12 protein-coding genes are annotated in these 17031 nt (G+C 62.0%); 2 read left to right on the top strand and 10 right to left on the bottom strand.

From position 1 onward, the window contains the following. Positions 1-69: 69 nt before the first annotated feature. From mdtD to betI, 7 genes are all read right to left on the bottom strand, one after another. Entirely contained in the window at positions 70-1497 is a 1428-nt protein-coding gene (mdtD, locus tag V3W40_RS12550; protein ID WP_065925478.1) for a multidrug transporter subunit MdtD, read from the bottom strand. A gap of 36 nt (positions 1498-1533) precedes the next feature. Continuing rightward, positions 1534-2424, bottom strand: coding sequence for an alpha/beta fold hydrolase (locus V3W40_RS12545; protein ID WP_330215107.1), 891 nt, complete (start codon positions 2422-2424; stop codon positions 1534-1536). A gap of 223 nt (positions 2425-2647) precedes the next feature. Further along, positions 2648-3964 (bottom strand): TldD/PmbA family protein, encoded by a 1317-nt coding sequence (locus tag V3W40_RS12540; RefSeq protein WP_330215106.1) that lies wholly within the window; start codon positions 3962-3964, stop codon positions 2648-2650. Then, positions 3964-5406 carry a TldD/PmbA family protein gene (locus tag V3W40_RS12535; protein ID WP_330215105.1) on the bottom strand — a complete coding sequence of 481 codons (1443 nt, stop codon included), beginning with the start codon at positions 5404-5406 and terminating at the stop codon, positions 3964-3966. Before V3W40_RS12535 ends, V3W40_RS12540 begins: the two co-directional genes overlap by 1 nt. Positions 5407-5611: 205 nt before the next feature. After that, on the bottom strand, positions 5612-7315 hold the full coding sequence (betA, locus tag V3W40_RS12530; protein WP_065925474.1) for a choline dehydrogenase: 1704 nt from the start codon (positions 7313-7315) through the stop codon (positions 5612-5614). Between the two features lie 163 nt (positions 7316-7478). Next, positions 7479-8951 carry a betaine-aldehyde dehydrogenase gene (gene betB, locus V3W40_RS12525; protein ID WP_065925473.1) on the bottom strand — a complete coding sequence of 491 codons (1473 nt, stop codon included), beginning with the start codon at positions 8949-8951 and terminating at the stop codon, positions 7479-7481. 110 nt (positions 8952-9061) lie between these two features. After that, the gene (gene betI, locus V3W40_RS12520; RefSeq protein ID WP_053128113.1) at positions 9062-9655 is read right to left on the bottom strand and encodes a transcriptional regulator BetI; all 594 of its coding nucleotides are present in this window, start codon (positions 9653-9655) and stop codon (positions 9062-9064) included. A gap of 390 nt (positions 9656-10045) precedes the next feature. On the opposite strand from betI, the gene V3W40_RS12515 reads away from it, so the two are divergent. Then, a complete protein-coding gene (locus V3W40_RS12515; protein WP_330215156.1) occupies positions 10046-11980 on the top strand; it encodes a BCCT family transporter in 1935 nt (644 codons plus the stop codon). 110 nt (positions 11981-12090) lie between these two features. Here the strand turns inward: V3W40_RS12515 and choV are convergent, their stop codons facing one another. From choV to V3W40_RS12500, 3 genes are all read right to left on the bottom strand, one after another. After that, positions 12091-13269: a choline ABC transporter ATP-binding protein gene (choV, locus tag V3W40_RS12510; protein ID WP_065925471.1), complete on the bottom strand. Its 1179-nt coding sequence runs from the start codon at positions 13267-13269 to the stop codon at positions 12091-12093. Continuing rightward, entirely contained in the window at positions 13266-14111 is an 846-nt protein-coding gene (gene choW / locus V3W40_RS12505; RefSeq protein ID WP_065925470.1) for a choline ABC transporter permease subunit, read from the bottom strand. The genes choV and choW overlap by 4 nt, the downstream gene beginning before the upstream one ends. Positions 14112-14180: 69 nt before the next feature. After that, complete coding sequence (locus tag V3W40_RS12500; protein WP_027606017.1) at positions 14181-15128, bottom strand: choline ABC transporter substrate-binding protein; 948 nt, start codon at positions 15126-15128, stop codon at positions 14181-14183. A gap of 415 nt (positions 15129-15543) precedes the next feature. Here V3W40_RS12500 and V3W40_RS12495 point away from each other — a divergent pair, with 415 nt between their 5' ends. Then, a complete protein-coding gene (locus tag V3W40_RS12495) occupies positions 15544-16920 on the top strand; it encodes an L-serine ammonia-lyase (RefSeq protein ID WP_065925469.1) in 1377 nt (458 codons plus the stop codon). Positions 16921-17031: the final 111 nt, after the last annotated feature.

Genomic DNA, 17031 nt, shown 5'->3' with positions numbered 1-17031 from the left:
CAAAACAAAATGTCGCGCAGTGTACCAGCCCTGTGGGAATTTCCCCGCAAGTTCTAGACGAGACGCTGGTTAATGCTCGATATGCTGTTCCGGGCTGGCCGCCCGTTTACCGTCTTTGGGCGACAATTGCAGGAAGATCGCCGCCGCCAGCATCGCCATGATGCCCACGGTGAGGAAGGTCAGCTGGAAGGCGCCGAGCACGCTTTCCACGCCATCGTTGCCGGACTCGGCAGTAAAGCCGCCAAGCAACGCACCGGCGCATGCTACCCCAAGGCTCAGGGACAATTGCGCCACCACTGACAGCAAGCTGTTGCCGCTGCTGGCCTGGGCGTCGTCGAGGTCGATGAGGGTGACGGTGTTCATCGCGGTAAATTGCAGCGAGTTGATCGCCCCCAGCACCGCCAGCATGGCCAGCAGCAGCGGGTAGGGCGTCTGTTCGCTGACCAGGCCCATGCTCGCCAGCATGATGCCCAGGGCCAGGGTGTTGCCGGTCAGCACCACGCGATAACCCAGGCGCTCGATCAACGGGCGCGCCACCGACTTGGCGAACATCGCCGCCGCCGCCAGGGGCAGCATGCTCATGCCGGCCTGGGACGGCGAATACCCCAGGGCCACTTGCAGCAGCAACGGCACCAGGAACGGCAAGGCACCGCTGCCCAGGCGCGCGAACAGGTTGCCGAGGATGCCCACCGCAAACGTGCGGGTCTTGAACAGCGCCGGTGAAAACAACGGGTTATCGATATGCCCGGCGCGCAGCCAGTACGCCGCCAGGCACGCCAACCCGCCGAACAGCAGCAGCATCACCCGCAGGTGGGGCAGATGCAGCTCGCCCAGACCTTCCATGGCAATGGTGATCAGCACCATCGCCGCGCCGAACAGCAGGAAACCGAGGCCATCGAAGCGCGTGCGCTCGCTGCCGCGCAGGTCGGGGATGAATTTCCACACGGCGTAGCAACCGATCATGCCCACCGGCAGGTTGATCAGGAAGATCCAGTGCCAGGTCAGGTATTGCACCATCCAGCCGCCCATGGTCGGGCCGAGCAAGGGCCCGAGCAGGCCGGGGATAGTAATGAAACCCATGATCCGCACCAGCTCGGAGCGGGGGTAGGCGCGCAGCACCACGAGCCGCCCGACCGGCAGCATCAGCGCACCGCCGAGGCCCTGGATGACCCGCGCGCCCACCAGCATGGTCAGGCTGCTGGACAGGGCGCACAGCAAGGAGCCGATGCTGAACAGCATGATCGCACCGAAGAAAATCTTCTTGGTGCCGAAGCGGTCGGCGATCCAGCCCGAGGCCGGGATCAGCAAGGCGACGGTGAGCATGTAGGCGATCACCACCCCTTGCATGCGCAGCGGGTTTTCCGCCAGGTCCCGGGCCATGGCCGGCAGTGCCGTGTTGAGAATCGTCCCATCCAGCGATTGCATGAAGAAGGCAATCGCGACCACCCAGGGGAGCCAGCGGGCGGTCTTGGCATCGAGAGGGGCACGATCTGGCATGGGGTACCTTTTTGTTAGCCGGCTATGTGTCGGCGATTATGCGCCATTCGTCGCTCCTTTTCCCACTGGCGGTTCGTCTAAGTCCGACAAGTTCGCGTGCTCTCCCACCAGGAAATCCAACAACGCCCGGTGCACCGCCAAAGCGGCCTCGCGGGACTCCAGGTCGAGTAAATGCCCAGTGTGTTCGGCCACCGCAAAGCTGCTGTGGCCCACGTACTGTTTGAACAGTCGGGCCTCGGCGGCGGGGGTGTATTCGTCCAGCGCACCATTGAGAAAGTGCACCGGGGTTTCGATCTGCCGCAGCGCCGGCAGGTAGTTGCCATCACCCAATGCCAGCACCTGGTGGATATGAAAGCGCGCCTGGCGGTACTCGGTGGTGGCCATGTTTGACAGGTGCCGATGGTTGTTGCGCTTGAGGCGTGGCGACAGGTATTTGCCGACGGTCTCGTTCAGCAGGTGGCCGACGGCGGATTTGTCATCGGCCTCGATCAGCACCCGCACGCGCTCCACATAGTCGAGCATGGCCTGGTTGAGGTTGGGCGCCAGGGCCATCACCACCGAGCTTTCGATCGACGGCGGGTTGTGCGCCAGGGTCAGCAGCGTGGAGATGCCGCCCCAGGAGGCCGAGACCAGATGGTTGACCTTGAAGCGTTCGACCAGGGCGCGCAGGATTTGCACCTCGTCATCCTTGGTCACCAGGTCGAGGTCGGTGTTGTGTTCGCGGGAATAGCCCGAGAAGGGCAGGTCGAACAACAACACATTGAAATGCTCGGCCAGGCATTTGCTGGTACGGGCGAATGAGCGTGTGGTGGACAGTGCGCCATTGACCATCAGAATGGTCTTCTTTTCCGAATCGTTTCCCAGTTGCTCAACATGAACGTTGTAGTGCTTGAACAGCTTTTCTATGACAAAACTTCCATGGTTCATGTCAACGCTCCAGCTTGCCCTTCCCGGGCAAGGTCGTGCTCTCGTGGGTGGGGTGGCGGGGTGCCACTAACCGTTATAACGAGGTTTTTCGCAGGCGACAACAGGCTGCCCGTGCAGACTGGGAGGAAGAGAATTTACGGTAGGAAGGGCTGAAACCGGGATGTCTGAAATCAGCACAGGACAAGGTGGGAGAGGGCAAGCCCGCTCCCACAGGGGGGGGTATCTACAGGGTCAGGGTCAGGCGTTTAACCAGGGCACCCGGTAACAGGTTGGACGCGGTATTGCGCTGGCCGTAGGTGCTGGCCGACAGCAGCAGTTCCCGCTCGGCGGTCAGCGCTTCCAGTTGCGAACCGAGCAACTGGTAGACGCTGTCATCAAAACGCATGGTGCTGACCGGCGCCTTGATCTCGCCGTCTTCCACCCAGAACGTGGCGAAGCGCGTCATGCCGGTCAGGCGTGCGGCGGGCAGGTCGGAGTAGTTCAGGTACCACAGGTTGCTGATGTAGAGCCCGGTGCCCAGTTGCTTGAGGATCTCGGCCTGGGCCAGGTTGCCTGCCGCGATCTGCAAGGCGCTGGGGGATTCGTCGCCGCTGGCGCCGTTGGCGCTGAGGCCATATTCGGCGGCGCTGCGCGAGTTCACCAGTTGGCCGTCGGCCTGGCCGGCATTGATCAGCGTGACGTCACTGCGCGGGTAGCCTTCGCTGGAGAACGCCTGGCTCAGGGAGTCGGTGATGTGTTCTTTCACCGTCACCAGCGGGCTCAAGGACTGCTCGCCGGCATACAGCCGTTGCAACGAGCTGCCTTTGCTGGCGATGGCCTGGGCGGAAAAACCACCCCAGGTGATGATGCTGATGATTTCTTCCAGCGCCGCCGGCGCGAGGTAGGCGCGGTATTGTCCGGGCGCCAACGGGTGCAGCGGGCGGCCGAGGAATTCCAGCTGTTCACGCGCCAGTTGGAAGCGCCGGGCGAACTCGGCGCTGTCCCAGGCGTCGCCGGCGTAGCTGGCTTTTACCGCCTCGCCATTGGCGTGGAACAGGCTGAAATCGAAGTTGAAGCTATTGGCCTGATGCCAGCCAAACGCACCGTCCGAACTGGCGAAGCCCCGGCTGATCGGGCCGGCGGCATAGAAGCCGACCAGGTCGAGGCCATCGGCGGCCTGGCTGATTTCTTCCAGTACCTGGGCCAGGTCGGGCAGGGGGCGGGCCTGTTCGTTGTGGCTTTGCCAGGCGTTGTGGTTGAGCAGCAGGTACGGGTCATGGGGCAGCAGCGGCAGGGTTTCGCGCAATTGGCGCAGGCCGTCGGCGAGGCGCTGGCGATCCAGCTCGGGCTCGCCGGCCAGGGTGATGCCGAGGTCGGCATGGCGGCCATCGCTGATCAGCTTGAGGTTGAGGCTGGCCTGCTGCACGTGCCCGGCCTGACGCACCTTGGCGTGGTTGAAGCGCACGAACTCGGACGATTCTGCCGCGTAGCCCAGGTGGAATTGTTCCTTGTCGGTGATGGCCTGCTTGAGCCACTGCACCAATGCCTTGAAGGTGTTCATCAGGCATCTCCTCCAAATACGTCAACGTTGCTGAACACACAGGCCGGCGACGCATGGCCGACGCGGATCACCTGGTTGGGCTCGCCCTTGCCGCAGTTCGGCGTGCCCAGCACCTTGAAGGTGCTGGCGTCGCCCACGGCGCTGAGGTTGCGCCAGAACTGCGCGGAAATCGCCCGGTAGTTGGGGTTCTTTACCACGCCCTTGAGCTCGCCGTTTTCAATCAACTGGCCCCACTCGCAGCCGAACTGGAACTTGTTGCGTGCATCGTCGATGGACCACGAACGGTTGGTCGACATCAGGATGCCGCTTTCGATGCCGCCAATCAGTTGCGCCAGGCTCTTATCGCCGGCTTCGATATTCAGGTTGGCCATGCGGTCGATCGGCGGGCGGTTCCAGCTGCTGGCGCGGCTGTTGGCCACGCCGCCCATGCCCGAGCGGAACTGCGACAACGCCCCACCCAGGGGCTTGAGCAGCAGCCCTTCGCGGATCAGGAATTGCTTGCTGGCGGCGGTGCCGTCGTCGTCATGGCCGTAGCTGGCCAGTTGCTCGGGAATGTCCGGGTCGAACGTCACGTTCAACAGCTTGGAACCGTATTGCAGCTGGCCGAAGTCGCTGGCCTTCACAAAACTGGTGCCAGCGTAATTGCGCTCGTCGCCGAGGATGCGGTCGAGTTCCAGTGGGTGGCCGATGGACTCGTGGATCTGCAGGATCATCTGGTCGGGCATCAGCAGCAGGTCGCGCGGGCCCTGGGGCGTGTTTGGCGCCAGCAGCAGTTGCAGGGCTTCGTCGGCAATGCGCGGCGCGGCGCCCACCAGGCCGAAGCGGCTGATCACGTCAAACCCGCCTTGCTGGCCGAAGTTGCTGCCGCCGAGGGTGCGCGACTGGCTGTCGTTGCCGTCGTAGGCGGTGACGTTGACGCCGGGGAACACAAACCGCTGGGCCTGGCGCAGTTCGGCGCCGGCACTGTTGAGGTAGATCTGCTCGACGTGGGTCAGGCCGAGGCTGACTTCCCAGTTCACCAGGCGCTCGTCCTGGGGCACTGCAGAGGACTCATCGCCGAGCAGTTGGTAGCAGTCGCTCAAGGACGGGAAGGCGTGCTCGAGGTGCGGCGACAGGTAGTCGGCGACGTCGCTGGACACCGGTTGGTCGCGCAGGTCGAGCAGGGCGTGAGGTTTTATCAGGCGGGCTTGCTGTTCGGCGCGCTCGAGGGCGGCTTGCAGGCCAGGCAGGGAAATATCGTGGGTCGCGGCGTAGGTTTCCACACCGTTCAAACGCACGGTGAGCATGGCGCCTTCGTCGTGGTTCAGGTGCGGCGGTTCGGCGACGTTCTTGCGCACCGACAGGTACTGGCCGGACTCGCGCACGTAACGCAGGGAGAAAAATTCGGCGGTGGTGCGCAGGGCACTGAAGTGCTGCTTGAGTGTGGCGTGGTGGTCGAACATGGGGCCTTCCTTGTGGGCGGCTCAGCGCGGGCAGGCACACAGAGTAGGCCTGGGCTGGGGAGCGATCAAGGAGAGGTGATTCTTTGTGGCAAGTGCCCCTGTGGCGAGCGGGCTTGCCCCGCATTGGCTGCGCAGCGGCCCCAAAAATATTGGGAGCGCTGCGCACTCCAGCGCGGGGCAAGCCCGCTCACCACAGGGTTTAGCGTTATTGCGCCAATGGCCCCACTTCACGCAACGGCTTGCCACGCACCGGCGCGTCGCCGGCCACGTAGTAGTCGGCAGTGCTGCGCGGCAGCGGCTGGCGGCCACGGATCTTGTCGGCGATTTTCTCGGCGATCATGATCGTCGGCGCGTTCAGGTTGCCGGTGGTGATGATCGGCATGATCGACGCATCGACTACGCGCAGGCCCTGCATGCCATGCACGCGGCCTTCGCCATCGACCACGGCCATCTCGTCGTCGCCCATCTTGCATGAGCAGGACGGGTGGAACGCGGTTTCGGCGTGCTCGCGGATGAACTTGTCCAACTGCTCATCGGTTTGCACCTCGATACCCGGGCTGATTTCGCGGCCACGGTACGGGTCCAGTGCCGGCTGCTGCATGATTTCGCGGGTCAGGCGGATGCCGTCGCGGAATTCCTGCCAGTCCTGCTCGGTGGCCATGTAGTTGAAGAGGATGCTCGGGTAGTCCCGTGGGTTCTTCGACTTCAGTTGCACGCGACCACGGCTCGGCGAGCGCATGGAGCCCATGTGCGCCTGGAAACCGTGCTCTTTCACACCGTTGCTGCCGTTGTAGTTAATCGCGACCGGCAGGAAGTGGTACTGGATGTTCGGCCATTCGAATTCTTCACGGGTACGGATGAAACCGCCCGCTTCGAACTGGTTGCTGGCGCCGATGCCGGTGCCGTTGAACAGCCATTCGGCACCGATGGCCGGCTGGTTGTACCAGAGCAGCGACGGGTACAGCGACACCGGCTGGGTGCACGCATATTGCAGGTACAGCTCAAGGTGGTCCTGCAGGTTTTCGCCGACGCCAGGCAGGTCGTGGACCACCGGGATGTCGAGGCTTTCCAGCAGCTTGGCCGGGCCGACGCCGGAGCGTTGCAGCAGTTGCGGCGAAGCGATTGCGCCGCTGCACACCAGCACTTCTTTACGCGCACGGGCTTCAACGCGCTCTTCGGCGGCACCGATCAGGTAACGCACGCCAACGGCACGCTTGCCTTCGAACAACACCTTGTCGGTGAGGGCGTGGGTGACGATGGTCAGAGTCGAACGCTTCTTGGCCGTGTCCAGGTAACCGCGCGCGGTGCTGGCGCGACGGCCGTTAGGCGTGACGGTGCGGTCCATCGGGCCGAAGCCTTCCTGCTGGTAGCCGTTCAAGTCCTCGGTGCGCGGGTAACCGGCCTGCACGCCCGCTTCAACCATGGCGTGGAACAGCGGGTTGTTGCCGGCTTTAGGTGTGGTCACGCTGACCGGGCCATCGCCGCCGTGCCAGTCGTTGGGGCCGATGTCGCGGGTTTCGGCCTTGCGGAAATACGGCAGGCAGTCGAGGTAGCTCCAGTCTTCCAGGCCCGGCAGCTTCGACCAGTTGTCGTAGTCCATGGCGTTGCCACGGATGTAGCACATGCCGTTGATCAGCGAAGAGCCACCCAGGCCCTTGCCGCGTCCGCATTCCATCCGGCGGCCGTCCATGTGTGGCTCCGGATCGGTCTCGTACGCCCAGTTGTAGCGGCGGCCTTGCAGCGGGAAGGCCAGGGCGGCGGGCATCTGGGTGCGGAAATCGAGGCGGTAGTCGGGGCCGCCGGCTTCCAGCAGCAGGACGGTGACGCCTTCGTCTTCGGTCAGGCGGGTCGCCAGGGTGTTACCGGCGGAGCCGGCACCCACAATGATGTAGTCGTATTCTTGGGACATAAATGCACCCTCTTAAAAGTTTGGCCGCCCGTAGCAGCTGCCGAGGAACGAGGCTGCGTTGGGCTGCGTAGCAGACCCCAAGATCGCTACGCAGCCTCGCTTGCGCTCGTCAGCTGCTACGGCGGACCTTGGGATCGATACGCGCTGAGTTGAGTGGGGTTGCTTAGAACACCGAGGCGTAGTCGCCCAGCTCAACCTGTACCGATTTGATGCGGGTGAAGTTGTTCAGCGAGCTGATGCCGTTTTCACGGCCCACACCGGATTGCTTGTAGCCACCCACCGGCATTTTCGCGTCGGATTCGCCCCAGGCGTTGATCCAGCAGATGCCCGCTTCCAGCTGGTGAATCACGCGGTGGGCGCGGTTCAGGTCCTTGGTCACAAGGCCCGCAGCCAGGCCGAAGTCGGTGTCGTTGGCGCGGCGGATCACTTCTTCTTCGGTTTCGTAGGTGAGGATGCTCATCACCGGGCCGAAGATTTCTTCACGGACGATGGTCATCTCGTCGGTGCAGTCGGTGAACACGGTCGGGGCCACAAAGGCGCCTTTGGCCAGGTCGCCGTCGGTCAGGCGGTCGCCGCCGCACAGCACGCGGGCGCCTTCTTCCTTGCCTTTGGCGATGTAGCCCAGCACGCTTTCCATGTGGGCGAAGCTGACCAGCGGACCGAAATTGGTGTTGGCGTCCTGGGGGTCGCCAACGCGGATGCGCGCAACACGCTCAACGATCTTGGCTTCGAATGCCTCTTGCAGGTGCTTGGGCACGAACACGCGGGTGCCGTTGGTGCAGACCTGGCCGGAGCTGTAGAAGTTGGCCATCATCGCGATGTCGGCCGCACGATCCAGGTCGGCGTCTTCGAACACGATCAGCGGCGACTTGCCGCCCAGTTCCATGGTCACTTCCTTGAGCGACGAGCTCGAAGCGCTGGCCATGACTTTCTTGCCGGTGTCGGTGCCGCCGGTGAACGAGACTTTCTCGATGCGCGGGTGCTCGGTCAGCCAGGTGCCGACTTCACGGCCGCTGCCGGTCAAGACGTTGAACACGCCTGCTGGAACGCCGGCTTCGGTGTAGATCTCGGCCAGTTTCAGGGTGGTCAGCGAGGTGACTTCGCTTGGCTTGAAGATCATCGCGTTACCGGCGGCCAGGGCCGGTGCGGATTTCCACAGGGCGATCTGGATCGGGTAGTTCCAGGCGCCGATACCGGCGACCACGCCCAGGGGCTCGCGGCGGGTGTAGACGAACGAGGTGTCGCGCAGAGGGATCTGCTCGCCTTCGATGGCCGGTACCAGGCCTGCGTAGTATTCCAGCACGTCGGCGCCGGTGACGATGTCGACGTACTGGGTTTCGGAGAAGGCTTTACCGGTGTCCAGGGTTTCCAGGGCGGCCAGTTCGTCGTTGCGCTCGCGCAGGATGTCGACGGCACGACGCAGGATGCGCGAACGCTCCATGGCGGTCATGGCGGCCCAGATTTTCTGGCCTTTTTCCGCGCTGACCACGGCACGTTCAACGTCGTCGAACGTTGCGCGTTGCACTTGGGCGAGAACTTCACCGTTAGCCGGGTTGATGGCGTCGAAGGTGGCATCGCTGCCAGCGTCGCTGTAGCCGCCGTCAATGTAGAGTTTTTGCAGGTCGAAACGGGCCATAAAGTCCTCGCAAGTGCATAAGTGGTTGGCGTTACCCGCCGCAAAGTGGGCCATGAGGGTGTGGCAACACTGGGCGGCGGACGTTCAGGGGTTGAGCGTTTATAAGGGCTCTAACTCACCTGCTTGGCCAATTGGAAATCCATGTATTCGTAAGCGATCCGTTGCGCCTGCGCCGTGTCGAAAGCGTCTCCCGACAGGGCACCGCGCAACCACAAACCGTCGATCAGGGCCGCCAGGCCTCTGGCTGCTTTGCGTGCGTGCGGCAGCGGCAGCACTCGGCGGAACTGGCAGCACAGGTTGGAATACAGACGTTGATCGTTGATCCGCTGCAACCTGTGCAATGACGGGTGATGCATGCTGGTGGCCCAGAAGGCCAGCCAGGTTTTCATTGCCGGGCCATTGACCTGGCTGGCGTCGAAGTTGCCCTCGATGATCACCCGAAGGTGCGCCCGTGGGCTGTCGTCCTTCAGCGCAAGCCTGCGTTCGTGGACGTTCTCGATCAGCACGTTCATCAGGTAGCGCATCGTCGCGGCGATCAGGCCGTTCTTGTCCTGAAAGTAGTGACTGATGATGCCGTTCGAGACCCCGGCCAAACGGGCGATCAGCGCAATGCTGGCATCTCCCATTCCGACCTGGTCGATGGCCGTCAATGTGGCTTCGATCAACTGTTGGCGGCGTATGGGTTGCATACCGACCTTGGGCATGTAGCACCTCTCCTTAGGCCTGCCGACGGGCGATGAACGTTCGTCGACTTGAAGGCCAGTCTATTTTGTTTTGATTGAACGTTCAATCAACAAAGAATAAGCTCTGCGACAAATGGTCGCTGCCTACAGGTATTTCCTACGTGAAGGCCGCGACATCCGGCACCTGCAAAAACCTTTGAAACAGGCGGTATCAAGGCCTGCCCACTGCCTGGTGGGGCTCAAGGATTTTCGGGGTGTCTTTATAACACCCGTCCGTCGACTGCCGAAAAATCGATAGGTCGGGATAACCGCTGCCTTGTGTTTCTCTCTCGCACTGCCCGGAGCATCTGCGCCATGAGTTCTGCCTCTCTTATAAAGACCCCGCCGGAAAAGGTACGGGTCAACGGTTGGGTGTTCTACACCTCCACCGCGCTGATTCTGTTGTTGACCGCCATTCTGATCATCGCCCCGCAGGAGGCCGGGCGCATGCTCGGCGTAGCCCAGGCCTGGCTTTCCAAAAGCTTCGGCTGGTACTACATGGTGGTCATCGCCGCTTACCTGGTATTTGTGGTCGGCCTGGCGTTTTCGTCCTACGGCAAGTTGAAACTGGGCAGCAAGGACGACACCCCGGACTTCAGCTACGGCGCCTGGGCCGGCATGTTGTTCTCGTCGGGTATCGGCATCTCGCTGCTGTACTTCGGCGCCTCCGAGCCGCTGGATCACTACTTCAACCCGCCCGAAGGCGCCGCTGCCAGCAATGGCGCGGCACGCCAGGCGTTGCAGTTGACCTTCCTGCACTGGGGCCTGCATGGCTGGGCGATCTATGCGCTGGTCGGTCTGGCGGTGGCGTACTTCGCCTACCGGCATAACCAGCCGCTGGCCTTGCGTTCGGCGCTGTACCCGCTGGTGGGTGAGCGTTGGGTGAAGGGCGCGGCCGGTCACGCGGTGGATGGTTTCGGCATGTTCGTGACCCTGTTGGGCCTGGTGACCAACCTGGGCATCGGTTCGATGCAGGTGTCGTCCGGCCTGGAAAACCTGTTCGGCATGGCGCACAGCAACACCAACCTGCTGATCGTGATCATCGTGATGAGTACCGTGGCGACCATCGCCGCCGTGTCGGGCGTGGAGAACGGCATCCGCCGCCTGTCCAACCTCAACATCGTACTGTTCAGCGGTTTGCTGATTTTCGTGCTGCTGTTCGGCCCGACCCTGCACCTGCTCAATGGCCTGGTGCAGAACACCGGCGACTACCTCAACGGCATCGTGCTGAAAACCTTCGACCTCTATGTGTACGAAGGCGACGGTGACAAGACCGAACGCTGGATGGGCCTGTGGACCCTGTTCTACTGGGCCTGGTGGATTTCCTGGGCGCCATTCGTAGGTATGTTCATCGCGCGGATTTCCCGTGGCCGTACGGTGCGTGAACTGGTGGCCGGCGTGTTGCTGATTCCCCTGGGCTTTACCCTGGCGTGGCTGTCGATCTTCGGTAACTCGGCCCTGGACCTGGTGTTGAACCATGGTGCGGTGGAGTTGGGCAAGACGGCGCTGGAACAACCGTCCATGGCCATCTACCAGTTGCTGGAGCATTACCCGGCGTCGAAAATCGTCATCGGCGTGTCGATCTTCGTGGGCTTTGTACTGTTCCTGACTCCGGCGGATTCCGGTGCGGTGATGATGGCCAACCTTTCCTGCAAAGGCGGCAATGTGGATGAAGACGCACCGCATTGGTTGCGCATTTTCTGGTCGGCGGTGATCACCCTGGTGACCATCGGCCTGCTGTTTGCCGGCAACTTCGAAGCCATGCAAACCATGGTGGTGCTGGCGGGGCTGCCGTTCTCGGTGGTGCTGATTTTCTTTATGTTCGGTTTGCACAAGGCGATGCGCCAGGACGTGGCGATCGAACAGGAGCAGGCGCAACTGGCTGAACGCGGGCGTCGTGGCTTCAGCGAGCGTTTGACGGCACTCGACCTGCAACCGAGCCAGGGCACTGTGCAGCGCTTTATGGACAAGCATGTCACGCCGGCGCTGGAAGAAGCGGCGGTCGCGTTGCGTGAGCAAGGGTTGGAAGTGCAGACGCTGTTGGGCAAGTCCAAGCGCTGCATCGGTGTGCGCATCGAGATGGAAGAGGGCAACCCCTTTGTTTATGAAGTGAGCCTGGATGCTTACTCGTCGGTGCCGAACGACCTGCCCGAAGAAGAACGCACCCGCTATTACCGGGCCGAGGTGTACCTGCACAACGGGCCTCAGGAATACGACCTGATGGGCTTCGCCCAGGAACAGATCACCCGGGACGTGCTCGATCAGTTTGAAAGCCATCGGCAGCTCCTTGGCCGTGTCTATAGCTGATGCGTTGAAAGCCCGGTGGTGTCACTGACATCACTGGGGCAAAAAATGTGGGGGGCAAGCCCCCTCCCACATGTTTGACCCGGTTTCTGCACTGGCGTTTGCGGTGTTTGCTAGCCCAGGTTTTTGCCCAGCAGGGCGTGGTAGAGCTCACTGTCGCCGAGGATCCCCACCACCTGGTTGTTGTCATGCAACACCAGCTTGTTCCCCGTCTGATAACGAATCTGCAGCGCATCACGCATGCCGATATTCGAATCCACCAGTGTCGGTACCCGGCCCAAACCTTCCACCGGTTGCCCCGGCGCCCAGTTCTGCAGGTTCATCACCATGCCATTCTGGCGGGCGCCCTGGATGGTGTTGCCTTCGGACAGGTCCAGCCACGAATCGCCGCCCGGGTCGAGGCACACCGAACCGTTGACGCGTTTGCAGTTGTCCAGTGTGCGCATCAGGCTGCGGCCGCACAGTACGTTCAGCGGGTTGGTATGGGCGACGAAGGTGCGTACGTAGTCGTCCGCCGGGTTCAGCACGATCTCTTCCGGCACGCTGTACTGGATGATCTTGCCGTCTTTCATGATCGCGATGCGGCTGCCCAGCTTGAGCGCCTCGTCGAGGTCGTGGCTGACGAACACGATGGTCTTGCTCAGCTTGCTTTGCAGTTCCAGCAACTCGTCCTGCAGGCCCTGACGGATCAGCGGGTCGAGGGCGGAGAAGGGCTCGTCCATCAGCAGGATGTCGGCGTCCATCGCCAACGCGCGGGCCAGGCCGACGCGTTGTTGCATGCCGCCGGACAGCTCATCGGGCTTCTTGTTGCGCCACTGGGTCAGGCCCACCAGCTCGAGTTTCTCGTCCACCAGCTTGCGCCGTTCTTTTTCCGGGCGGCCCTGCATTTCCAGACCAAAGCTGATGTTCTCGCGCACCGTCAGCCAGGGCATCAGGGCGAACTTCTGGAACACCATGGCGATGCGCTTGGTGCGCATCATTTTCAGCTCGGCGGGGCTGCAGGAGGCGATGTCGATCTGGCGACCTTCATGCTCGACGAACAGTTGGCCACGGCTGACGGTGTTGAGGCCGTTGATGCAGCGCAGTAGGCTCGACTTGCCGGAGCCCGACAGGCCCATCAGCACGCAGATCTCGCCTTTTTCCACATCCAGGCTGGCTTTTTCAACGCCGACAATCTGCCCGGTTTTTTTCAGGATCTCGTTACGGCTCATGCCCTGGTCCAGCAGCTTGAGCGCTTCGCGTGGGTCTTTGGAGAAGATCACGTCGACATTGTCGAATCGGATAATGCTCATGCATCACCCCCTACTTTGGCGTCGGGTTGTTTGCAGATGCGGTCGAGCATGATGGCCAGCAGCACAATCGCCAGGCCGGCTTCAAAGCCCAGGGCGATATCGGCGGTGTTCAGCGCGTTGACCACCGGCTTACCGAGGCCGTCGGCGCCCACCAGGGCCGCGATCACCACCATCGACAACGACAGCATGATGCATTGGGTAATACCGGCAGCGATGCTCGGCATGGCGTGGGGCAGTTCAATGCGCGAGAGCAACTGACGGCGCGAGCAGCCAAAGGCCTTGCCGGCGTCCATCAACTCTTGCGGTACATCACGGATACCCAGGTAGGTCAGGCGGATCGGCGCGGCAATCGCGAACACCACCGTGGAAATCAGCCCGGGCACCACACCCAGCCCGAAGAGGGTCAGGGTAGGGATGAGGTAGACGAAGGTCGGCACGGTCTGCATCAGATCGAGCACCGGCCGCATCATGGTGTAAAACAGCGGTTTGTGCGCGGCAACAATGCCCAGCGGCACACCGATGACCACGCAGACCAGGGTGGCGAACAGCACCTGCGCGAGGGTCTCCATGGTTTCCTGCCAGTACCCCAGGTTGAGGATCAGCAGGAAAGAGACGATGACAAAAACAGTCAGTCCCCATTTACGTTGAATAAAATGAGCCAGCAGCGCAATCAGACCGATCAATGCCAGCGGATTGAACCAGGTCAGCGCGAACGTCACGCCGTGGATCATCGTTTCCAGTGTCGATGCGATTGCGTCGAAGTAGTTGGCGCCGTGTTGGGTCAACCATTCGACGAAGGCAGCGATGTACTGGCCTAGTGGGATTTTCTGTTCAGTCAGCATGGTAGTGAATGTCCACATGCGAAGAGGGAAAACATCCCGGGGCAGCGCACCGCCCCGGGGTCAGCGGGATTACTTGGCGAGATACGCTTTGACGGCCTCCAGGCCTGGTTTGCCATCGACGGTATTGACTCCGGCGAGCCAGGTGTCGAGGACTTGCGGGTTCTTTTTCAGCCAGGCCTTGGCGGCGGCATCGGGCTTCATCTTGTCGTCCAGGACGTTACCCATCAGGGTGCTTTCCATGTTCAAGGTGAACACCAGGTTCTTCAGCAACTGACCGACGTTGCTGCATTCCTCGGTGTAGCCCTTGCGGGTGTTGGTATAGATGGTGGCCTGGCCGTAGTTGGGGCCGAACGAATCGTCACCCCCGGTCAGGTACTTCATCTTGAAGCGGGTGTTCATCGGGTGCGGTTCCCAGCCGAGGAACACGATGGCCTGGTCACGCTTGGTGGCGCGCTCAACCTGGGAAAGCATCCCGGCTTCGCTGGATTCGACCACTTTGAAGCCGGCGGTCTTGAGGCCGAAGGCGTCTTTGTCGATCAGCGTCTGGATGGTGCGGTTGCCGTCGTTACCCGGCTCGATGCCGTAGATCTTGCCGCCCAGCTCATCCTTGAATTTGGCGATATCGGCGAAGTCTTTCAGGCCCTTGTTGTACAGCGCCTCGGGTACCGCCAGGGTGTACTTGGCGTTTTCCAGGTTGGCGCGCACGGTTTCCACGGTGCCGGCATCACGGTACTGCTTGATGTCGTTTTCCATGGTCGGCATCCAGTTGCCGAGGAACACGTCCATGTTCTTGCCGTCGGCCAGGGACTTGTAGGTCACAGGAACGGAAATCATCGTGGTCTTGGTCTTGTAGCCCAGGCCCTTGAGGATTTCGCTGGTAGTCGCGGTCGTGACGGTGATGTCGGTCCAGCCGACATCGGAGAAGTTGACGGTCTTGCACTGTTCCGGTTCTGCGGCGTGCGCCATGACTGGCAGACTCAGCATGGCGGCCAACAACAACGAGGGTGAACCTTTCATCTGGGTAGACTCCTGTGTTTTTTCTGGCGGCATTCGCCGCGCTTTATAAGTGTTGCGGTTGGAGCGTGCGGCAACAGCTCTGCCACGGTGCCTTGCAAACGAGTCGAGACTGATCATGTACCAGTGAAAATCTGACGCCTACAGGGGGCGTCGTATCCAGTACAGGGAGGGTCGTATCCAGTGTCGGTGACGTCGCTTACAGGTTTTTCCCAAGGTAAAACCGCTGTTTTTGCCCATCTGCACCGCTAAAAACGGCTGAAACAGGCGATCGCACGGGAGCGACGCTGGTGAGCATGGGTGCGTCGGTGTGAGACGCCGTGAGCGACAGCAAAAGCTTGATGATGCCGCCATCTGGGCGATCTGAGCGTAGCACCTCGTTCAAGCCTGGCCGTGCTTATCGAGGAGTTCTACCGTAATGGCTATCAGTGTTTTCGACCTGTTCAAGATCGGCATCGGGCCTTCCAGTTCTCACACCGTCGGCCCCATGCGCGCCGCGGCGTTGTTCGTCCAGGGATTACGTGAACGTGAACTGTTGGAACAAGTCAGGCGTGTCGAAGTTCAGCTGTACGGTTCGCTGTCCGCCACCGGCATCGGCCACGGCAGCGACACCGCCACCATCATGGGCCTGATGGGCGAGTGGCCGGACGCGATCGATCCGTCGCAGATCGGCCTGCGCATCCACACCCTGCGCGAAACCGACACATTGCTGCTCGATGGGCGTTTGCCCGTGCCGTTCGTGTGGGCCCGGGACATGCGCCTGCTCGACGAAAACCTGCCGTTCCACCCCAACGCCATGACCCTGGTGGTGTACGGCGATGAAGGCGAGCTGCACCGCGACACCTACTACTCAGTGGGCGGTGGTTTTGTGGTGGATGAAGCCCAGGCGCAGAGCGGTGTGGCGGACATGGACCGCACCGAGTTGCCCTATGATTTCTCCAGCGCGGTGGAGTTGCTGCAGCTGTGCAAGACCCACAACCTGCGCGTTGCCGAGTTGATGCTGGCCAATGAAAAAGTCTGGCGCTCCGAAGACGAAATCCGCAGTGGCCTGATGAAGCTCTGGCGCGCCATGCAGGCGTGCGTGGAGGAGGGCCTCAAGCACGAAGGCATCCTGCCCGGCGGCCTCAATGTGCGCCGTCGTGCCGCCAAGTTGCACCGCAGTCTGCAGGAGTTGAACAAGCCGAATGTGATCGGCTCGACCTTGAGTGCGATGGAGTGGGTCAACCTGTTCGCCCTGGCGGTGAATGAAGAAAACGCCGCCGGTGGGCGCATGGTCACGGCGCCCACCAACGGTGCGGCGGGGATCATTCCGGCGGTGCTGCACTACTTCATGAAGTTCAGCGACGAAGTCACCGAAGCCAACGTGGTCGACTACCTGCTCAGTGCAGCGGCGGTGGGGATCCTGTGCAAGAAGAACGCCTCGATCTCCGGGGCCGAAGTCGGTTGCCAGGGTGAAGTGGGTTCGGCCTGCGCCATGGCCGCTGCCGGGCTGGCAGAGATCCTCGGCGCAACCCCGGAGCAACTGTGCAACGCCGCCGAAATCGGCCTGGAGCACAACCTCGGCCTGACCTGCGACCCGGTGGGCGGGCTGGTGCAAGTGCCGTGCATCGAGCGCAATGCGATTGCCGCGGTGAAGGCGATCAACGCGGCGCAGATGGCCCTGCGCGGTGATGGCCAGCACTTTATCTCCCTGGACCGCGTGATCCGCACTATGCGCGATACCGGGGCGGATATGCATGACAAGTACAAGGAGACGTCCCGGGGCGGGTTGGCGGTCAGCGCGGTGGAGTGCTGATGAGCTTGTTGTGATGAGTGGGGCCTTTGTGGTGAGCGGGCTCGCCCCGCGCTGGGTGGCGAAGCCACCTCAATAAAGGCACCACATCGCTTCAGATAAACCCCGGTCGCC

It is taken from the genome of Pseudomonas sp. AM8, from assembly GCF_036346475.1.
Lineage (GTDB): Bacteria > Pseudomonadota > Gammaproteobacteria > Pseudomonadales > Pseudomonadaceae > Aquipseudomonas > Aquipseudomonas marginalis.
Note: the sequence above shows the minus strand (reverse complement) of the source record. Positions and strands in the feature narration are given on the sequence as shown.